The organism is Mycobacterium sp. SA01 (assembly GCF_041287105.1).
Lineage (GTDB): Bacteria > Actinomycetota > Actinomycetes > Mycobacteriales > Mycobacteriaceae > Mycobacterium.
The window spans coordinates 26,282-45,668 of sequence record NZ_JBGGNO010000010.1 but is presented as its reverse complement, the minus strand read 5'-3'; the positions used below and the strand labels follow the sequence as shown (position 1 = coordinate 45,668).

Sequence of the window (19,387 nt, the reverse complement as noted above, 5' to 3'; positions counted from 1 at the left end):
ACAACCATGGCAGGACGGGTAGAAGGCAAAGTCGCGTTCGTCACCGGCGCGGCCCGCGGGCAAGGCCGCGCGCACGCCGTGCGGCTGGCATCGGAAGGCGCCGACATCATCGCGGTCGACATCTGCAAGAAGATCGACACCGTCGACCTGATCGCCGCGTCGACGCCGGAGGACCTGGCCGAGACCGCTGATCTGGTCAAGGGCCACAACCGGCAGATCTACACCGCCGAAGTCGACGTCCGCGACTACGACGCGCTCAAGAACGCAGTCGACGCGGGGGTCGACGCTCTCGGCCGCCTCGACATCATCGTGGCGAACGCCGGCATCGGCAACGGCGGCCAGACGCTGGACAAGACCAGCGAGACCGACTGGACCGCGATGATCGACATCAACCTCGGCGGCGTGTGGAAGACGGTGAAAGCCGGTGTGCCGCACATCCTCGAAGGCGGTCGCGGTGGATCGATCATCCTGACCAGCTCCGTCGGCGGACTCAAGGCCTACCCGCACACCGGGCACTATGTCGCCGCCAAGCATGGCGTGGTCGGCCTGATGCGCACGTTCGCCGTCGAGCTGGGAGCGCAGAACATCCGGGTCAACTCGGTACACCCGACGAACGTCAACACCCCGCTGTTCATGAACGAGGGCACGATGAAGTTGTTCCGTCCCGACCTGGAGAACCCGGGCCCGGAGGACATGAAGGTGGTCGGACAGCTCATGCACACCCTACCGATCGGCTGGGTCGAACCCGAAGACATCGCCAACGCGGTGCTGTTCCTGGCCTCCGACGAAGCCCGCTACATCACCGGCGTCACACTGCCCGTCGACGGCGGCAGTTGTTTGAAGTAACCCCCACACCGCCGCAGACCGTCCACACGTTCTGCCGGTACTGCCTTGCCTCGTGCGGTGTCGAGGTCACCGTCGAGGCGGGTCGGGTGGTGAAAATCTCTGCGGACAAACAGAATCCGCACAGTTGGGCCGACTTCTGCGCCAAGGGCCGCACCGCCGCCCAGTTGGTCGAACATCCGCGCCGCATCACCCGTCCGATGCGGCGGGTGGGCGACGGTTACGTCGAGGCGACGTGGGAGGATGCCGTCGCCGACATCTCCGCGCGGATGTCGGCGATCATCTCCGCAGGCGGACCGGATGCCGTCGCCACCTACACCGGCAACCCGTCCGGCTTCTCGTCGTCGAACCTGTTGTTCATGACCGGCTGGCTGGACGCCATCGGCAGCCAGAACCGCTACTACGTCGGCTCGGTCGATCAGAACGCGTTGCACGTCGTAGCGCAGGCCATGTATGGGTCGCAACTGTTCGTTCCCGTCTCCGATATCGACAACTGCGACTTCTTCCTACTGGTGGGCGCCAATCCCGCTGTGAGCGCCTGGAATTGGGTGGAGACGGTGCCGGGCGGCTGGAAACGGGCGCTGGCGCGGCAGCGGCAGGGCGCCAGGATCGTGGTGGTGGACCCGGTCCGCACCGAGAGCGCTGACAAAGCTGACACTCATCTGGCTGTCCGCCCCGGCCAGGACTGGGCGCTGCTACTCGCCATGATGAAGGTGATCCTCGACGATGGCCTCGAGCACCGTGACGACTGCCGCGACCTCGCCATGGGGATGGCCGCACTGCGCGCACTGGCCGCCGACGCCGACCTCGACGACCTGGCTACGCGCTGCGGTATCCCCCGCGCCGAGATCGAAACGCTGGCACGAGATTTCGCCACCGCGTCGGGCGCCATGGCGATCACCCGCACCGGGGTGTCACTCCATGTGTCCGGGACCATCGGCGAGTGGCTGGGGCATGTCCTCAACGTCATCACCGGGCGGATGGACCGGCCGGGTGGACGGCGCTTCGAGCGCGGCTACGTCGACGCACTGAAGTTGGCGGCGTTCGCCAAGCCGGTGGACCACCTCAGCCGGGTTCAAGGCCGGCCCATGGTGGCCGGCCATCACGGACTCGACGAATTGCCCGGCGAAATCACCACTTCCGGGGCGGGGCAGATCCGCGCGATGGTGATCAATGCGGGCAACCCCGTCATCTCCGGACCGGACGGCGCGCGCCTGGATGCCGCGCTGGGCCAGCTCGATCTGTTGGTCGTGATCGACTTCCTGCAGCGCGAAAGCCACCGGCATGCGCACTGGCTGCTGCCGGCGGCGCACTGGCTGGAGCGGGACGATCTGCTGGCCCTCACCAGCGGCCTGCACGACGAGCCCTACGTCCACTACGGGCGGCGGGCCGTCGACCCACCAGATGACGCTCGCGAGGAGTGGCGGTTCTTCCTCGATCTCACGCTGGCGATGAAACGGCCCTTTCTCGGGATCCGGGGTGTGAACGGGTTCGTGAAAGCGACGCGGGCGCTGGCGAGGGTGACCCGCAGGCCGTCACTGGCATTCGGGCCGCACTGGATCGACCGGATGATCATCGCATCGAGTCGCGGGATCAGCTGGCGCGCCGTGATGGCGCATCCGCACGGCTGGGTCTTCGGCAATCGCGAATTCGGCCACCTGCGAAAGGCGTTGCGCACCGAGGACAAGAAGATTCACGTTGCGCCCGCAGAGTTCGTGGCACGCACCCACGAACTGCTCGCCGAACCACATCCGGTGGCACCGGCCGGGCGTCCGTTCCAGCTGGCGAACAGCCGGCGCCGGCACTCGATGAACTCGTGGCTCAACGACATTGACGGCCTGCACCCGGCGGGGAAGGACAACCACGCGGTGATCAACCCGGACGATGCGGCCGCGCTGGGCGTCGCGGACGGCGATCGGGTCAGGGTGTTCTCGGATATCGGCGCGGTCGAGCTCACCGCAGTGGTCAGCGATAAGCCCCGGCCCGGCGTCGTGATCGTCGACCATGGTTGGGGGTCGCGGGTGTTCGACCCACGCGGTGGCGCGGAGCCGATCTCGTTCGGCGTCAACCGGAATCTGTTGGTCGGCGGCTCCCCCGTCGATCCGTTGTCGCAGACGCCGGCATTGAGTTCGGCGTGGGTGGGGATCGAGCGAGTCCGGCCCTAACCCTTTCTCTTCCTCGCCCAAACCGACGTTTCGCCGGGGAGGTGCGAGTAGAACGCTGCGCAACGTCGATTTCGGCGACTAGACCTCGGCGAAGAACCCGAGCAGCAATTCGGCGAGTGCCTCGGGCTGCTCGATCTGCGGGCAGTGCCCGGCATCATCGATCACCGCCGAACGGCCCGCAGTGATCTGCCCGGCGATCTCGGCGGCCCACCCTGAGGGCAACAGCTTGTCGCCGGCCCCTTCCACGACCAGTACCGGCACCGCGATGCGCTCGTAGGCGCGTTTACTGGACGGCGTGGCCGGCGCGTCCACTCCTGGTCGCCGAAATCTGGCTGCCGCCAGCGACTCCCAGGCTCCGGGGGCCACGCTCGACTCGTAGCGTCGTCGCACATAATCCTCGTCGACGGGGTACGACGCGTCGAAGAACAACGCCTCCACGATCGCCCGCATGGCCTCGAATGTCGCGTCGTACTCATACAACGCCGTGGTGTGCCGGTTCTTCTGGATCTCACCGCCGCCGCAGATCGTGACCGCGGTGCGCACCGGCAGCACCGGCGACGCCGAGGTCATGTCCACCAACAGGTTGATGGCACCCATCGAGTTGCCGACGAAGTGCGCCGAGTCGATGCCCAGCAGAGCGCAGAACCGGGCGATGTGCCGGATTCGCATACCCCGGCCATCGGTGAAGTCGACGACCTTCGCCGACTCGCCGAAACCCAGCATGTCCGGGGCCAACACCCGGTAGTGCCGGGAGAGCTCGGGAATCAGTCTTTCCCAGGCGATTTCGGCGCTCACCCCGAACTCGCCGCCGTGCAGGAGTATGACCGGCTCGCCCTCCCCCGCCTCGAGGAAGTGGGTGACCAGCCCGTCGACGACGAGGGTCCGATGCTGAATGCTCACTTGATCGCGATCGGGTTGACCGGCGAGCCGACCGCACCGGTAACCGACAGCGGCGGGGCGACGAGCTGGAACTCGTAGCGGCCGTCGGCCGCGCAGTCGGCGGCCAGTTCGGTGAGGTTCCAGTACTCGCCCAGCATCAACCCCATATCCCGCAGGCACAACATGTGCATCGGCAGGATGGTGCCGTCGACCCCGGACGCCGGGTTCTCGACCATCAGGTTGTCGGCCGCCACCGCCGCGACCTGATGATCGTGCAGCCACGATGCGCACGTCCAGTCCAATCCTGCGCCGGGCTCCTGGCCGTCACGCGTCTCCAAAAACCGTGCCCACCAACCCGTTCGGATCAGCACGATATCGCCCGGTTCGATGGTGACGCCCTGCCTGCGGGCCGCCTCGTCGAGTTCGGCCGGTGTGATCGGCGCACCGAGTTCACAGAACGTGGGCACCCCGCGCAGTTTCACGATGTCGAGCAACACGCCGCGGGATGTGATGCCCTTTTCGTCGACCTTGTCGATGCCCAGGTAGTACGCGCCGAGACTGGTCACCGAGTCGGCGGGAAAGCCGTTGTACAGCTTGTCCTCGTAGTACACGTGCGACAGCGCATCCCACTGCGTGGCAGCCTGCAGCGGCATGATGATCATGTCGTCGTTGAACCGCATCGGCCCAGCCGTGGAATACCCGCTCAACTGCACGGCCGCCGGGTTTCTCAGCCACGAGGGCCCGTACTCCAGCAACGTGTTCGCGTCGCCGCCGTCGATCGTCATCACATGAGTGGGGTTCTGCCGATACTGGAACGCCCCCTGCGGACCTGACGAACCGAAGTCGACGCCGAGCGGAAACACCCTGCCATGCTTGACCGTTGCCGCTGCCTGCGCGACTTTGTCGGCAGTGATGAGGTTCAGCGTGCCGAGTTCGTCGTCGTCGCCCCACCGGCCCCAGTTGCGGACGTCGTCGGCGACCCGACGGAAATCGCTCATAGTGGCCACCCTGGTCATCCCTTCTCGTAGTCGGCGGCTTGGCGCGCCGCGATGGTGCCGCCGTCGGCCCAGATGACCTGACCGGTGATGTAGCCGGCGGCCCTGCTGCCCAGGAACGCCAGCACCGCCGCCTGCTCCGCCGGGTTCGACACCCGGCCCAGGGGCTTGGGGATGTCGTCGAGTCGTCCTTGCCCGTACGCCGACCGCAGCTGGTCGAGGATCGGGGTGTCGGTGACACCCGGTCCGCTGCAATTGATCCGGATGCCCTTCGCGCCCAGCGGCACGGCATTGGTGACCGCGTAACCGATGATCGCCTCCTTGGACAGCCGGTAACCGCCGTCAGCCAGCGCGTCGGGATGGTCGTGGCACCACCCGATACCCTCGGCCATCGATCGCGTCGCCAGCAGGCCGGCCGCCTGCGGCAGGTTCTCACGGTAGTTCGCGGCGGCCAGCGAGGACACGCAAACGATCGACGAGCCGGGCGTCAGCTGCGGCAGCATCGCCTCGGTGAGGCGACGGGTCCCCAGGAAGTTGATCGTCACGACCAGCAGGGGGTTGCCGATTCCCGACGACACCCCGGCCACGTTGAACAGCGCGTCGACGGGGCCGCCGACCGCGTCCACCGCCCGGTCGATCGAGCCGGGGTCAGCCAGATCGATCTCGACGAACTCGGTGACCCCGCTCGCCGGACGGCGCACATCGAGACCGACCACCTCGGCATCCAGAGCGATCAGCTGATCGCACAGCTGCGCGCCGATACCCGACGCGCAGCCGGTGACCACCACGCGGCGCCCGTCATACCGCAGCAGATCATCGATGTGAACCACAGCCTTACTTGGCCTCTCGCTTCTCCTTCTCCAATTGCGCGGCCTTCACGCGGCCTTCGTTGATCTCGGCCATCGCCTCCGGAATCTCTCCGGCGGTGAACTTGTTGCGGCCGGTCGGCAATCCGCCGAAGGCGTAGGTCTCGTCGAACAGCGGTGCCTCCGAGGGCCGCCGGCGCGCCTCGACCTTCTCGATCACCGGCTCCAGGCGCTTGGCCTTCTCGGCGACGGCCTTGGCATCCCGCTCGATGAACTCGGGCAGGATCTCCTTGCCCATGATCTCGATGGACTCCATCGTGCCTTCGTGGCTACGCGGGTTGAGCAGCAGGATGATCTCGTCGACGCCACTGGCCTCGTATCCCCGCAGGAACTCCCGCACGGTTTCGGGCGAACCGATGGCGCCGCGGCCCGGGCCGTACGCCAGCGTCGGATCCTCCTTGACTGCCTCCTCGTAGCGCTCCCAGACCTTCGTCCGGCCGGGGGTGTGCATACCGGTCAGGTAGTAGTGCATGATGCCGAACGAGAAGAAGCCGCCACCGATGCCGATCCGCTTGAGCGCCTCCTCGTCGGAGCGGGCCACCATCATCGACAGGTCGCCGCCGATGGCCAGGATGTTGGGGTTGATCGCCGGGGTGATCGGCGCGCCCTGCTCCGCGAAGTCGCGGTAGTAGCCGTCGACCCGCTCCTTGAGCGCCTCCGGGCCGGTGTAGGCGAAGCTCAGTGCGCCGATGGCCTTCTGCGCGGCCATCTCGACCGACGACGGGCGCGTGCAGGCCACCCAGACCGGCGGGTGCGGCTTCTGCAGCGGCTTGGGAACCACATTGCGGGCGGGCATCTCGACATGCTCGCCCTTGAACCCGCTGAACGGCTCTTCGGTCATGCACCGGATCGACACCTCGAGCGCCTCTTCCCACTGGGCGCGCTTGTCGGCGGGGTCGACGTCGAAGCCGCCGAGCTCGGCCACCGACGAACCCTCACCGGTGCCGAATTCGACCCGTCCGTTGGACAGGTGGTCGAGGGTGGCAACGCGTTCGGCGATGCGGGCCGGCGGGTTGATGTTCGGCAGTAGGTGCATCACGCCGAAGCCGAGCCGGATGTCCTTGGTGCGCTGGCTGGCTGCGGCCAGGAACATCTCGGGTGCGGTGGAGTGGCAGTACTCCTCCAGGAAGTGGTGCTCGGTGAGCCACACGGTGGAGAAGCCGGCCTTGTCTGCGAGCTCCACCTCGTCGAGGCCATGCTGGAACAGCTGGTGCTCGTCGTCCTCCGACCACGGCCGCGGTAGCGGAAACTCGTAGAACAGCGAGATCTTCATGCGGTTACCTCTCGATTGGAATTGTGGGAGATGTGTTCTGCTGCGACGTATCCGAACGTCATAGCGGGTCCGATGGTGGCTCCGGCGCCGGCGTAGCTGCGACCCATGACGGCGGCCGAGGCGTTCCCGGTGGCGTAGAGACCACCGATGACGCTGCCGTCCTCGCGCAGCACCCGGGCGTGCTCGTCGGTGAGCAATCCGCCGGAGGTGCCCAGGTCGCCGAGGATGATCTGGAACGCCAGATACGGTGCCTTGCCCAACGGAGCCAGGTTGGGGTTGGGCAGCGTCGGATCACCGTAGTAGTTGTCGTATGCGCTGTCGCCCCGGTTGAAATCATCGTCGTGGCCCTTGCGAGCGAGTTCGTTGAATCGGGCTGCGGTGCGCTGCAATTCGTCTGCCGGCACACCGATCTTGGTGGCCAACTCGCCGAAGGTGTCTGCGGTCTTGACGATTCCGGAGTCCAGCCAGGCCTGCGGGATCTTGCGACCGGTGGGTACCGGAGCGAACGGCACCTTCGGGATGGGCAGGTGCCCGCCGACCACGTAGCGGTGGAACGACGCGATGTCGGTGACCAGCCAGCACGGGATGTGCTCCACACCAGAGCGCTGGCCGTCGATCATCGCGTGCGCGAAATCCATATACGGTGCGGCCTCGTTGATGAACCGCTTACCGGCGCCGTTGACCACGAACTGCGCGGGCATCATCCGCTCGTTCAGCATGAACTGCAGGCGGCCGTCCGGCCAGCACATGGCCGGGAACCACCACGCCTCGTCGAGCAGGTCGGTTGCGGCGCCGACCTTCTCCCCCGCCCGGATACCGTCGCCGGTGGCCGCGGGATTGCCGAAGCTCCAGTCCTTTTCCAGCACCGGTAGATGCTCACGGCGCCAGGCCATATCGTGGTCGAATCCGCCGGAAGCCACCACCACGCCGCACCGCGCCGAGATCCGCAGGGGCTTGCCGTTGCGTTCCACCACCGCGCCGACCACTCGCCCTTCTACGCCGTCGGCATCAACTATCAGCTCGGTCATCGGCGCCGACAGCCACAGGGGGATGTCCTTCTCTTTGAGTGCAAGGCGCATCCTCGCCATCAGGGATTGCCCGATGGCCGCCATCCGATCGCCGAACACCCGGGCCCGGAACATCCGCCAGATCAGCTTGAGCAGCACGGCCTTGCCGCGCCAGTTCTGCCGAACCTGATAGAACAGCCGAAGATCCTTGGGAGCGAACCAGATTCCCTTCGGCGCCAACGCCAGTGGCGCGAGAAGATTCGACTCCTCGTTGCCGAGTTTGCGCAGGTCGATTTCGGGCACATTAATGGTGCTGCCCCGCTCGGAGCCGCCGGGCAGCTCGGGGTAGTAGTCGGCGTATCCCGGCTTCCAGACGAACTCGAACCAGCTGCTCGCGTTTTCGAGGAACTCCATCATCGCCGGGGCGTTCTCCACGTAGGCGCGCAGCCGTTCGTCGCTGACCAGACCGCCGGTGATGGTCTTGAGGTAGGTGAACACTCCGTCAGGATCCGGGGAGTAGCCGGCTTTGCGCTGCGACGGCGCTCCGGGTACCCAGATGCCGCCGCCGGACAGTGCCGAGGATCCGCCGAATCTGGGCGACTTCTCCACGATCAGGGTGTCGAGCCCCAACGCGTCAGCGCGCAGCGCCGCGGTCATCCCGCCGGCGCCGGAGCCGATGACGAGGACGTCGACGGAATGATCGAAGTGGTTGTCGCTCATCTGCTGTTGATTCGCTCCGCGAGCGTCGCTCATTCGGGTACCGCCGTCCGGATCGCGAATCCCGCGATCAACTCTGGAGCAGCGCGATAGTAGCGCTGCTGCGTCTGATAATCACCCTGGGATGCCAGCGCGGCGAATGCGGCCACCCAGGTTCGGATCTCGTGTGCGGAGTTGCCGGCTTCACGGGCGATCCAGTCGTTGGTCCAACCGTCGACCTCGGCCAGCCGGTTGGTGTCGATGAGATCGAGCAGGGCACGGTCCCAGTCCGGGTTCAATGGCTGCAGTGGGCTGTCCCCATGGGCGAATTCGTGTGCCGCGGCGATCACGGCGTCCTGCCGTGCAGCTCGACCCTCCGGTGACATCGGCGCCCCACCGACGATGCGCTCCAGGGCGGCCGGTGGCGCGGTCGCCAGGGTCGGCACCGGCGGATCATGCGACAGCCCACCGGATCCGACGACCAGTACCCGTTTATCCAGGGAGCCCAGGTAGTCACCGATGGCGGCACCCAGCGCGCGGGTGCGTTTGAGCGGGCCCAACGGGGTGGCGACCGAGTTGATGAACACCGGAATCACCGGCCTCGTTGCGGCATCCCCGAACAGCACCTCGAGCGGCTGCACCGTCCCGTGATCGACGTCCATCGCCGACGACAGGGATACGTCGACGCCGGCGTCCCACGCCGCGGCCGCCATCTCATTGGCGAGCGCGGCCGGCACGTTCAGCGGTCCGGCGTATGTGCCGTAGTCGCCGACGCCGGCGGCCGCGGTGCCGATGCAGAACGGCGGCATCAGCCGGTAGAAGAAACCGTTGTAGTGGTCCGGCGAGAAGATCACCACGAGCTCGGGGTCGAATTCCGCGACGAATTGCCGGGTTTCGGCCAGCCGGGCGGTGATGTCGTCAAGCAGTTCCGCCGACGGGCCGGGAAGGTTCAGCAGCGGGCTGTGTGACATACAGCAGAGCGCCAGTGGCATCGGTGCCTCCTCCCGGGGTCAAGGTGAGTGTGTCGAGCAGGGCCGTGCTCAGTTCCGGTGTGCGTTGGGCGATGCAGGCGCCGGCGATGCAGCGGTCCGGCCGCAGGAACATCACCGACTCTTCGTGCGTGTCGAACCACGCCTTGAGCGCGCCGGTGCGGTCCCCGACGACGATGACGTCGGGGTCGTCGTGTCCGGTCCAGTGCAACTGGGTGATCGGGCGCAGCGCAACGAAGACCGCACCGAGCGATTTCCACGCGGCGAAGTCTTTCTCCCCCAACAGTTGTCGGGGATTGTTACTCCAGCACACGAACGCGAACCACGGGCCTATGACGTCGTCGAGCAGGACGTTCTGGCTGTCCCGGGTGTCTACCCGCGGCTGGATGAACAGGGTGCCCACCGCGGACGACGGTGACCGTGGCTCGCTGTGCACCACCGCACCGTGGTCGTAGCGCGGCATCGGCTTGAACCGCATCTCCAGTACATAGCGCTTCAACGTCGGGACCAGGGATGCGGCCCGAACGACCACATCCCGGGCGGCGGCGACACGCGAGTTGGTCGGTGAGATGACCTTTCCGACTGTGGTCGAAAGGTCGATCATCGCGCGGGCGTGCTTGCGGCGCTCGACGTCGTAGCTGTCCAGCAGCGCATCGCGGGCCCGTCCCTTGACCACAGCAGCCAGCTTCCAGCCGAGGTTGGCGGCATCACGGATGCCACTGTTGTAGCCCTGCCCCTGCCACACCGGCATGAGGTGGGCGGCATCCCCGGCGATCAGAATGCGGCCCTTGCGGAATGAGCTCGCGATTCGCGAATGGTGGGTGTACAGGCGGCGGCGGATGATGTCGCACCTGTCCGGGTACGGCACCAGCCGGGACAGCATCTGCGCGACGAACGCGGGATCCTCGGCCTGTTCGTCGGTCTCGTGGCTGTGGATCAGGAACTCGAAGCGCCGGATGCCGTGGGCGATGGCGATCGAGACGTAGGGCCGAACCGGGTCGGCGCCGACCTCGCTGTTGGGATGTCCGAGTGGGTCGTTGGCGATGTCGACCACCAGCCAGCGGGTCGACGACGTCGTGCCGTCGAAGGACACCCCCATCAGGCGACGGGTGGCGCTACGGCCGCCGTCGCAGCCGACGACGTAGCGGGCGCTGACCTTTCGGGGCTCGGAATCGGCCGGAGACAACTCGACGACGACTCCATCGGCGGTCTCGGTGATCGAGGTCATGGGATGACCCCACGCCACCTCCACATTGTCGAACCGGCTGAGCCCCTTGTACAACTCGGCATCGACCAGCGGCTGCACGAAGCCGTTGCGCTTGGGCCAGCCGAACCGCGCGTCGGGCGGTGCCATCTCGGCGAGCAATCTCCGCTTGCCGTCGTAAAACCGCAAGATCTGGTTGGGCACGGTGTGCGGCAGGACCGCGTCCACCAGGCCGATCGCCTGAAAGGTGCGCAGGGCTTCATCGTCGAGGCCCACTCCGCGCGGATAGTCGATGAGCGCGTCCCGCTCGTCGACGACCAGTGTCCGGACCCCCTGCAGGCCAAGGATATTGGCCAGCGTCAGTCCAACTGGCCCGGCTCCCACCACGACGACGTCGAACTCCATACTCACCGCCCCATCAGGAAGTCGATGTGCAGGCGGTTGAACGTCTTGGGGTCCTCGTATTGCGGCCAGTGCCCGCAGCCTTGCATGACCTCGAAGCGCGCACCTGGGATCATCTCCGAGATCCGGCGGCCCTCCGTCGTGTCGGCGGTCGGGTCGTCACTGGTCCACAGCACCAGCGTCGGCGCGGTGATCGCGCCGTAGTCGCTGGGGCTCATCAGGTTTCGCTGCCGGATATCCGGATCCTGCAACGCCATGATGTCGCGCATCGCGTTGACAAACCCGGGCTGCCGGTACACCCGCTGGCGGCTGGCGACGATGTCGTCGTAGTCCTTGGACTTGTCCGCCATCAGCCACTTGATCCTGGCCTGCACAGTCTCCCAGCTCGGGTTCTCCGCGGCGGCCATCGACAGCGTGATGATCCGCTTCATCACCTCGGGGTCGGCTTGCGAACCGCCCGCGGTGTTGAGCACCAGCCGCTCGAGCCGGTCGGGATGGTCGACGGCGAAGCGCGACGCAACCCAGCCGCCCAGCGATTCACCGGAGATGTGCGCCCGCTGCGCGCCGATGGTGTCGAGGACGGCGGCAAGGTGATCGACGTAGTGCGGGATCTCCAACAGATGCCCCGGCTTGTCGGTGTAGCCGTGCCCGAGCATGTCGATCGACCAGGTCGAGAAGTGCTCGGCGTGCGCCTCGATGTTACGGACGTACGCCTCGGCGTGGCCGCCCGAGCCATGGAGCAACACCAGGGTCGGCTTACCCGGATCGCCGGCATGCAGATAGCGGGTGCGCACTCCGCCTGCATCCAGATAACCCTGCGAGAACGCAACGCCCTGCAGATCACTCCAGACGCTCTCGAACTCCGGCACCCAGCTGCCCCTATCCTCGGTGATAATGGGATTCTCGCTTTTTGTAAGCGGTATGTGTAATTATTGAACTACGGTGTGCGATAGTTTAAGAGCATCACTCTCGGAGTGCGGTCTGTCAAGGCACTTCGGGGTGACTCGAGCCCGCTTTCGCACCTCACGCACGGGGACGACATGACGCAGACACCCACCGAGAGCCCGATCAGCGCTGCGCCCGGGTCGCAAACCCTGGCCCGCGGACTGCACGCGTTGCAGCTGGTCGCGGCCGCCAAGGGCGGGCTGACCATTCAGCAGGTCGCCGACCACATCGGGGTGCACCGGACCATCGCCTACCGGCTGCTGAGCACGTTGGCGTCGTACCGGATGGTGGCCAAAGCCGAGGACGGGCGATTCCGCGCCGCGGCCGGGCTCGCCGCCCTGGGCGCGTCGTTCGACAACAACATCCGCGAGCTGTCGATGCCGACGCTGCGCGACCTCGCCGACGAGCTCGACACCACGGTGTCGTTACTGGTGGCCGAGGGTGATCAGCAGGTCGCGATCGCCGTGATCGTGCCGACCCGGGTGTCCTACCAGCTGTCCTTCCACGAAGGCAGCCGCTATCCCCTCGACCGCGGCGCGGCCGGTATCGCACTGCTGGCCAGCATGCCGGCGCGGCCCGGCGAACGCCCGCTGGTCACCCGCGCGCGCGAGCAGGGCTGGATCATCACCTACGGGGAGGTCGAGCCCAACACCTACGGTCTCGCGGTGCCGGTGCACCGGCCGGCCGGCTCGCCGCACACGTGCATCAACCTGATCTCACACCGCGAAGACGTGGTGCTGCGCGGGCGGGAGTCGGCGATCGCAGCGGCGCAGCGCCTTTCGGTCGTTCTGAGTTAAGCACCCCGCTGAACTGGGGTTTTGCCGGATGGAGCGCTTGACACTGTGCGATCGCCGTCATTAGCGTGACAACAACGAACACCCACGTTCGGTAGATGCACACGCCAATACCAGTGTGCGGCAAGAGGAGTGAAGCGATGGCGGACACCACCTGGGACTCCGGCCAGTCTGGCCCACCAACGTGGGACCGTGAAGTCGACGTCGTGGTGCTCGGTACCGGCGCGGCCGGCCTGACCGCCGCACTGACCGCAGCGGCAAGTGGCGCATCGGTCGCGGTGTTCGAGAAGGCGCCCAGCGTCGGGGGCACGACCGCGGTGTCCGGCGGAATCGTCTGGATTCCCGCGCATGACCGGGCGGCCGGTGGTGAGCTGACCGTCGACGATGCGCTGAAATACCTTGAGGCCCAATCACTGGGCGTCATGGATCGTGAACTGGTCGAGACCTTTGTGCGCACCGGCCCGGCGATGCTGGACTTTGTCGAAGGCAACAGCGCGCTGCAGTTCGAGGTCGCCGAGGGCTTCCCCGACTACAAGCCCGAACTGCCGGGTGGTCAGCCAGGTGGCGGACGATCGTTGAACGCCAAGCCATTTGACCTTGCCGCCCTAGACGATTGGGCGTCGCGCATCACGTCGTTCCCGATCGACTTCAGCAACGTCGGCATCGACGCCGAGACCCGGGCACGCATCCACGCCGCCGTCGACGATATGGACGGCGACTACTGCGTCGCCGGTACCGCGTTGATCGCGGGCCTTCTCAAGGGCCTGCTGGATCTCGGCGTCACCCCGGTCACCGAGGCCCGCGCGCTCGAGCTGATCGGCTCAGCGTCGGCGATCACCGGAGTACGGATCGCCCTGGGTGATCGTGAGATTCGAGTACGTGCCGACAAAGCGGTAATCCTCGGCACCGGTGGATTCGAATGGGATCAGAGGCTGGTCGAGGCCTATCTGCGCGGGCCGTTGCGCGGACCGGTGTCACCGCCGAACAACACCGGCGACGGATTGCGGATGGCCATGGCGCACGGCGCCGATCTGGCGAACATGGGCGAGGCCTGGTGGGTGCCGGTCATTCAGATCCCCGGCGACACGCTCGGCGGCAGGCCGCGCAGTCGCAGTGTGCGCCTGGAGCGCACCCGGCCGCGCAGCATCATCGTCAACCGGTTCGGGAAGCGTTTCCTCAACGAGGCCGGCGAATACAACTCGATGTCCGGACCGTTCCATCAGCTCGACCCGCGCCTGGGGTACGTCAACGATCCGGCGTGGATCGTTTTCGATGATCAGCACCTGAAGCGCTACGGCTTCCTGGGTGTCGAGCCCGGAGGTGAGGCGCCCGACTGGTTCAACAAGGCCGCGACGCTGGCCGAACTGGAGGAGAAGACCGGCATCGACGCCGACGGGCTGGGCGCCACCCTGGCCGCGTGGAACGCCGCCGTCGCTGACGAGGTGGACCCCGAATTCGGCCGTGGCGCAAGTGCATACGACGGGTACTGGGGTGACAACTCGGCGTCCACCCCGGCTCTGCAGACTCTCGGCCCGCTGGACACCCCGCCGTACTACGCCGTGCCGGTGGGCATCGGCGCCATGGGCACCAAGGGCGGCCCGCGCACCGACCGCGACGGCCGAGTGCTGCACGTCAACGGCATGCCGATCCCCGGGCTGTTCGCCGCGGGCAACGCGATGGCAGGAGTGACGGGCCGCGCCTACGGTGGGGCCGGCGGAACCCTGGGGCCGGCAATGGTGTTCGGCTACCGCGCGGGCCTGGCGGCAGCGGGCGCGCCTACGCGTTGACAGCGCATCGAGGACGAAGATTTCGCGAAATCTTCGCTCTGAGTGCACTCTCAACGCCCTGTGGATGGGTGAACACGTCCATGTGCGCTCTTTGACACCCTGCAACCCATGGCGCAGGTGTTCATCGGCAGCGAGGCATTGGCGGCGGGCAGGGTTACGAAGTACGACCTGCGGGCGCACTACCAACGCGTGCTGCCTGACGTCTACACCGCGAAGCGTGCGCCGTCGCTCCGCGACAGGACCATGGCCACGTGGTTGTGGTCCGGACGCCAAGGTGTCATCTCGGGTGCGGCCGCGTCAGCACTGCATGGCGCAAAGTGGGTGGACCACAACGCCGTCATCGAAGTGAATTGGCCTGGTCGCAAGTCTCCGGCGGGCGTTCAGATCAGCCGAGACACGTTGTTCGACGCGGAAATCACGTCGCGGCACGGTGTGGCCGTCACCAGCATCGAGCGGACCGCGTTCGACCTCGCGCGACACGGGCCCACGGCCAAGGCTGTCCAGCGGCTCGACGCGCTGGCCGCGGCCACCGACTTCCGAGTCGGTGATGTTCTCGCGGTGGCCGAGAGTCATCCCCACGTCAAAGGTCTGCGTCGCGTGCCTGAGCTGCTGGACCTTGTCGACGCCGGCGCGCAGTCGCCGCGTGAAACCTGGCTGCGACTGTTGCTGATGGACGCGGGATTTCCGCGCCCAAAGACTCAGATTCCAGTGCTGCGAGCCGACGGGTATTCGCACTACTTTATCGACATGGGCTGGCCCGATGTCATGGTCGCGGTCGAATACGACGGCGAGCAACACCGCCTCGATCGCGAGATCTACGGCGGCGACGTGATCCGATCGGAGTACATCGCACAGGTCGGCTGGCGGCGCGTCAGAGTGCTGGCAGGTCACCGAAAGTACGACATCCTGCGCCGAGTCCACGAGGCGTGGCGTTGAAAGCGCACTGAGAGCGAGCCTTCGGCGAAAAGTTCGCTCCCAGTGCGATGTCAACGCTTACTGGACTTCGGCAATGTGCTTGCGCACCAGATACTTCTGCACCTTGCCGCTGGCGGTACGGGGGTAGTCGGCCACCTCGTGCAATTCCTCGGGCCACTTCTGTCGTGCGGCTCCGCAGCTCTCGAAGTGTGCGCGAACCTCCTGCATCGTCGGCATCTGGTGGCCTTCCCTGACGCGCAGCACGGCGGCGGTGTGCTCACCGAGACGGGCATCCGGCGCGGAGACCACCACCGCCTCGGCGACGGCGGGCATACTCAGCAGCAGCTCCTCGACTTCGAGGGCGCTGATGTTCTCGCCACCGCGGATGATCACGTCGGCCTTGCGGTCGGTGATCGTCAGGTAGCCGTCCTCGTCAAGCACGCCGATGTCTCCGGTGTGGTACCAACCGTCAGCGTCAAAAGCCTTGGCGGTCAGCGTGTCATCGGTGTAGCCCAGGCACAGATCCGGCCCTCGGGAGAGAATCTCGCCCTCGTCGGTCAGACGAACCTCCACCCCGGGACGCGCGTCGCCATCGGTGAACAGCCGCTTGTCCTCCGGCGCGCTCGGCCGTGACCCGGTGATCGACGGATGCTCGGTGCTGCCGTACGAGCGGAAGACGTGCACACCCAGATCGGCGAGCCGACGGGTCACCGCGATCGGCACCGTCGAGCCGCCGAGGCCGACATGCTTGATCCGGCTCATGTGTGCGTCGGTGAACTCGGGGTGATCGAGCAGGCTGGTGACGAAGTACGGTGGGCCACCGCCGATCGACATGCCTTCGGACTCCATCAGTTCCAGCACCCGGCGGGGATCCCAGACGTCGGTCAGGTCGATAGGAGCGCCTTCGAGCACCGGGATCAGGAAAGCCCCGACCATGCCGATGAAGTGACCGACGGGCGTCGCGGTGATCTGCCTGCCGCGGTCGGGCGCGTAGTTCTCCAGCAGCTGGCGGGTCTCGAACCCCAGCGTTTGGTGGCTGTGGATCACGCCCTTCGGGTCTCGGGTGGTTCCGGAGGTGAACGCGATCAGCGCCGGGCCGGCTGGATCGGTGTGCAGCTCGCCGTCCATCGGCTCGTCGGCCAGCAGGTCTTCGAAGTTGTCCCCCACCAGCCCAACGATGGGCACGTCGGCGCACAGGTCCGGCTGGAACGTCATGTGTCCGAAGTGCTCGGTGGTGATGAAGACCTTGGGCCGTGCCGTACCGATGATGTGGGTCAATTCCTTGCGACCGTAGAAGTGCACGATCGGCACGACGACAGCACCGAGGAACGAGCTCGCCCAATACGTCACCGCGGCCTCGACCCAGTTGGGCAGCTGGAACGCGATCACGTCGCCCGGGCCCACCCCGCGGGCCCGCAACCCCGCCGCCAGCCGGCGTGCCAGGACCTCCACGTCGTGGAAGGTCCCGCTGAACGGTCGCACCGCGGAGTGCACCCAGAACCCGGTGTCAGGGTTGGCCGCCAGCCCCCTGGCCAGCAGCTCACCGAGAGTATCCGGGGTCCACCAGCCCTCGTCGATGTAGCGTTTGCTCAGCTCAACCGGGATATTCCTCAACTACAGCACCTCCGCTTGGCGATGCTATTCTCCGTCACTGAGAATGCCAATACCGAAATTGGAGAACGCGAACATGGTCGATCTGGAGACGAGCGACGGCCTTGCGGTCCTCACCATCGACCGTCCGCATGCCCGTAACGCGATCGCCCTGTCGACCATGGGTGAACTCGAAGAGGCGCTCGACGCGGCGGCCGGGGCGCAGGCCTTGGTCATCCGCGGCGGCGGCGACCGGGCATTCGTGTCCGGCGGCGACCTCAAGGAACTGAGCGCGCTGCGCACCACCGAGGAGGCCGCCGCGATGGCTGCCCGCATGCGCGCGATCTGCGACCGCATCGCCGGTTTCCCCGCCCCTGTCATCGCCGCCCTCAACGGGCATGCCCTCGGCGGCGGGGCCGAAGTCGCCGTCGCCGCAGACATCCGGATCGCCGCGGACGACATCAAGATCGGCTTCAACCAGGTGACGTTGGCAATCATGCCGGCCTGGGGCGGCGCCGAACGGTTGGCGGCACTCGTCGGCAAAAGCAAAGCCCTGCTGCTCGCCGGCTCCGGCACGGTCCTCACCGCCGGCGAGGCCGAACGGTGGGGGCTGATCGATCGCGTCGTGGCGCGAGACTCGTTCGACGACGAATGGCGCACGCTGGCAACGTCGTTGGCAAACCGGCCGGCCGGCCGCATCAAGAAGGTGATCGGCGGGGTGACACCGGCCGAAGCCATCGACGCCTTCGCCGAACTGTGGGTGTCCGACGAGCACTGGGCCGCCGCCGACCGCGTGATGAACCGCGGGAAGTAGCGACGGCATCACAGCGGGAACCTGGCGCGCACCGCGGTGAATCGTTCCCACATCTGCGCGGTGCGCTCGGATGCGGTGATGCGATTGGTATCCGGAGGTAGCGCGTCGTCCAGTTCGGCACGAGCGACCAGGTGGGTGGACAGGACGGCGGGCTCTCCCCCGAGCATGTGACGGTAGGTGAGGTTGCCCCGCTCGAAGCCCTGGGTGTCGACCCAGTTGTGCACGCCCGGATCGTCGTGGGCGAGGACGAGGCGGACCTTGCCGTCACCGTCCACCGACGCCCGGCTCGGGGTGTAGCTGACCGGACGGTACAGAAAGTCCATGCTGGTGAAGAACGCGCCCATATTGGTGATCATCCAGAGCCCCTCGTGCGCGTCGAACTCGACGATCAGTGCGTCCTCAGGGCTCAACTCCCAGAACATGTTCGTCGCTACGCGGCCCCGCTTGGTATCGGCCTCGGTGGCTTCAACAACCGGAAACCGATTCGGGTGCTCGCTGTCGACACCACCGTAGGTGTACGGGAATTCCGGCCAGCTGGTCATCAGGCCGGTGACGAAGTCACCCGCCCATCCCATCGCTTCGACCATGGCGCCCGCCGTCGGCACCGGCTTGGGTGCGGCCATGTCGATGCGCTCGATGCGCAGTTGCCCGGGCCGCTCATCCCATCCGTCGAAGCCCTGGCGAATGAACAACTTTCGCGATGCGGAAGTGGTCGGCAGCCAGTTCGGTTCACGCTCGGGCCCACCGACGTACAGCTCGAAAGTACCGTCGGGTTCGACATGCAGTTGGTGGCCGAACAGATTCGCTTCCGGCACATCACCGAACGGCTCGTGCAGGACGTGTGGGCCGACCGGCCGCGCACCCTGTACGGTGACGTTGAAAAATTTCGCGGTACCTCGTGTCCCAGCGAGCCGATAAACCGATTCCCCGTCAATCCAGGCCTGCTGATAGGTGAAATCCGCACTATCGCCGCCGAGTTTGCGTGTCGGACTGCAGAAGGCGTGGATGCTCGGGTACCGCGGATCCCGGGTTTCCAGCGCAAGGTCGAAGGCCTGCCCCAGGTTCTGGGTGAGGAAGCGGAACGCATCGGCCCGCTGAATCCCTGAGGTGGCGTTGAAGTCTTTGAACGACTGTCGGCCTGCGGCCTTCAATCGGTCGCAGAACTCGCTCCACGCATCATCCAGCGCCTCGTCCTCCGGGCCGTCGCCAAACGCCACCGGACT

The 19,387-nt window shown here is 66.6% G+C and carries 16 protein-coding genes; 6 read left to right on the top strand and 10 right to left on the bottom strand.

Annotation, left to right across the window (positions count from 1 at the left end; all coding sequences use genetic code 11):
• Positions 1-6 precede the first annotated feature (6 nt).
• Positions 7-846 (top strand): mycofactocin-coupled SDR family oxidoreductase, encoded by an 840-nt coding sequence (locus AB4879_RS02280; protein WP_036344180.1) that lies wholly within the window; start codon positions 7-9, stop codon positions 844-846.
• Positions 834-3,008: a molybdopterin-dependent oxidoreductase gene (locus tag AB4879_RS02275; protein ID WP_370506245.1), complete on the top strand. Its 2,175-nt coding sequence runs from the start codon at positions 834-836 to the stop codon at positions 3,006-3,008. The genes AB4879_RS02280 and AB4879_RS02275 overlap by 13 nt, the downstream gene beginning before the upstream one ends.
• Before the next feature lie 78 nt (positions 3,009-3,086).
• On the opposite strand, the gene AB4879_RS02270 is transcribed toward AB4879_RS02275, so the two are convergent.
• The 8 genes from AB4879_RS02270 to AB4879_RS02235 are packed head-to-tail and all read right to left on the bottom strand — an operon-like array spanning position 3,087 to position 12,188.
• Positions 3,087-3,908, bottom strand: coding sequence for an alpha/beta fold hydrolase (locus tag AB4879_RS02270; RefSeq protein ID WP_370506244.1), 822 nt, complete (start codon positions 3,906-3,908; stop codon positions 3,087-3,089).
• On the bottom strand, positions 3,905-4,885 hold the full coding sequence (locus tag AB4879_RS02265; protein ID WP_370506243.1) for a cyclase family protein: 981 nt from the start codon (positions 4,883-4,885) through the stop codon (positions 3,905-3,907). The genes AB4879_RS02270 and AB4879_RS02265 overlap by 4 nt, the downstream gene beginning before the upstream one ends.
• A 14-nt stretch (positions 4,886-4,899) precedes the next feature.
• A complete protein-coding gene (locus AB4879_RS02260; protein WP_370506242.1) occupies positions 4,900-5,712 on the bottom strand; it encodes a coniferyl-alcohol dehydrogenase in 813 nt (270 codons plus the stop codon).
• 4 nt (positions 5,713-5,716) lie between these two features.
• Complete coding sequence (locus AB4879_RS02255; protein WP_102808694.1) at positions 5,717-7,021, bottom strand: LLM class flavin-dependent oxidoreductase; 1,305 nt, start codon at positions 7,019-7,021, stop codon at positions 5,717-5,719.
• Positions 7,018-8,748: an FAD-binding protein gene (locus tag AB4879_RS02250; RefSeq protein ID WP_370506299.1), complete on the bottom strand. Its 1,731-nt coding sequence runs from the start codon at positions 8,746-8,748 to the stop codon at positions 7,018-7,020. The genes AB4879_RS02255 and AB4879_RS02250 overlap by 4 nt, the downstream gene beginning before the upstream one ends.
• 29 nt (positions 8,749-8,777) lie before the next feature.
• Positions 8,778-9,695, bottom strand: coding sequence for a 3-carboxyethylcatechol 2,3-dioxygenase (locus tag AB4879_RS02245; protein ID WP_370506298.1), 918 nt, complete (start codon positions 9,693-9,695; stop codon positions 8,778-8,780).
• Complete coding sequence (locus AB4879_RS02240; RefSeq protein WP_370506297.1) at positions 9,643-11,322, bottom strand: bifunctional 3-(3-hydroxy-phenyl)propionate/3-hydroxycinnamic acid hydroxylase; 1,680 nt, start codon at positions 11,320-11,322, stop codon at positions 9,643-9,645. Before AB4879_RS02240 ends, AB4879_RS02245 begins: the two co-directional genes overlap by 53 nt.
• Positions 11,323-11,324: 2 nt before the next feature.
• Positions 11,325-12,188, bottom strand: coding sequence for an alpha/beta fold hydrolase (locus tag AB4879_RS02235; RefSeq protein ID WP_102808698.1), 864 nt, complete (start codon positions 12,186-12,188; stop codon positions 11,325-11,327).
• A gap of 171 nt (positions 12,189-12,359) precedes the next feature.
• Between AB4879_RS02235 and AB4879_RS02230 the strand changes: the two genes are divergently transcribed.
• From AB4879_RS02230 to AB4879_RS02220, 3 genes are all read left to right on the top strand, one after another.
• Positions 12,360-13,061 carry an IclR family transcriptional regulator gene (locus AB4879_RS02230; RefSeq protein WP_051660174.1) on the top strand — a complete coding sequence of 234 codons (702 nt, stop codon included), beginning with the start codon at positions 12,360-12,362 and terminating at the stop codon, positions 13,059-13,061.
• Positions 13,062-13,198: 137 nt separating this feature from the next.
• Positions 13,199-14,845: an FAD-dependent oxidoreductase gene (locus AB4879_RS02225; protein ID WP_370506241.1), complete on the top strand. Its 1,647-nt coding sequence runs from the start codon at positions 13,199-13,201 to the stop codon at positions 14,843-14,845.
• 108 nt (positions 14,846-14,953) lie between these two features.
• The gene (locus AB4879_RS02220) at positions 14,954-15,781 is read left to right on the top strand and encodes a hypothetical protein (RefSeq protein ID WP_370506240.1); all 828 of its coding nucleotides are present in this window, start codon (positions 14,954-14,956) and stop codon (positions 15,779-15,781) included.
• A 57-nt stretch (positions 15,782-15,838) separates the two neighbouring features.
• Here the strand turns inward: AB4879_RS02220 and AB4879_RS02215 are convergent, their stop codons facing one another.
• Entirely contained in the window at positions 15,839-17,374 is a 1,536-nt protein-coding gene (locus tag AB4879_RS02215; RefSeq protein WP_370506239.1) for an AMP-binding protein, read from the bottom strand.
• A gap of 73 nt (positions 17,375-17,447) precedes the next feature.
• Between AB4879_RS02215 and AB4879_RS02210 the strand changes: the two genes are divergently transcribed.
• The gene (locus tag AB4879_RS02210; protein WP_102808719.1) at positions 17,448-18,164 is read left to right on the top strand and encodes an enoyl-CoA hydratase/isomerase family protein; all 717 of its coding nucleotides are present in this window, start codon (positions 17,448-17,450) and stop codon (positions 18,162-18,164) included.
• A gap of 8 nt (positions 18,165-18,172) precedes the next feature.
• On the opposite strand, the gene AB4879_RS02205 is transcribed toward AB4879_RS02210, so the two are convergent.
• Positions 18,173-19,381, bottom strand: a complete 1,209-nt coding sequence (locus tag AB4879_RS02205; RefSeq protein WP_370506238.1) for a hypothetical protein — start codon at positions 19,379-19,381, stop codon at positions 18,173-18,175.
• Positions 19,382-19,387 lie beyond the last annotated feature (6 nt).

Excerpts from the sequence above, each read along its gene's own strand:
- AB4879_RS02280 (WP_036344180.1), top strand. The coding sequence starts at position 7 with ATGGCAGGACGGGTAGAAGGCAAAGTCGCGTTCGTCACCGGCGCGGCC.
- AB4879_RS02225 (WP_370506241.1), top strand. The coding sequence starts at position 13,199 with ATGGCGGACACCACCTGGGACTCCGGCCAGTCTGGCCCACCAACGTGG.
- AB4879_RS02265 (WP_370506243.1), bottom strand. The coding sequence starts at position 4,885 with ATGAGCGATTTCCGTCGGGTCGCCGACGACGTCCGCAACTGGGGCCGG.
- AB4879_RS02230 (WP_051660174.1), top strand. The coding sequence starts at position 12,360 with ATGACGCAGACACCCACCGAGAGCCCGATCAGCGCTGCGCCCGGGTCG.
- AB4879_RS02220 (WP_370506240.1), top strand. The coding sequence starts at position 14,954 with ATGGCGCAGGTGTTCATCGGCAGCGAGGCATTGGCGGCGGGCAGGGTT.
- AB4879_RS02240 (WP_370506297.1), bottom strand. The coding sequence starts at position 11,322 with ATGGAGTTCGACGTCGTCGTGGTGGGAGCCGGGCCAGTTGGACTGACG.
- AB4879_RS02245 (WP_370506298.1), bottom strand. The coding sequence starts at position 9,695 with ATGTCACACAGCCCGCTGCTGAACCTTCCCGGCCCGTCGGCGGAACTG.
- AB4879_RS02250 (WP_370506299.1), bottom strand. The coding sequence starts at position 8,748 with ATGAGCGACAACCACTTCGATCATTCCGTCGACGTCCTCGTCATCGGC.
- AB4879_RS02210 (WP_102808719.1), top strand. The coding sequence starts at position 17,448 with ATGGTCGATCTGGAGACGAGCGACGGCCTTGCGGTCCTCACCATCGAC.
- AB4879_RS02255 (WP_102808694.1), bottom strand. The coding sequence starts at position 7,021 with ATGAAGATCTCGCTGTTCTACGAGTTTCCGCTACCGCGGCCGTGGTCG.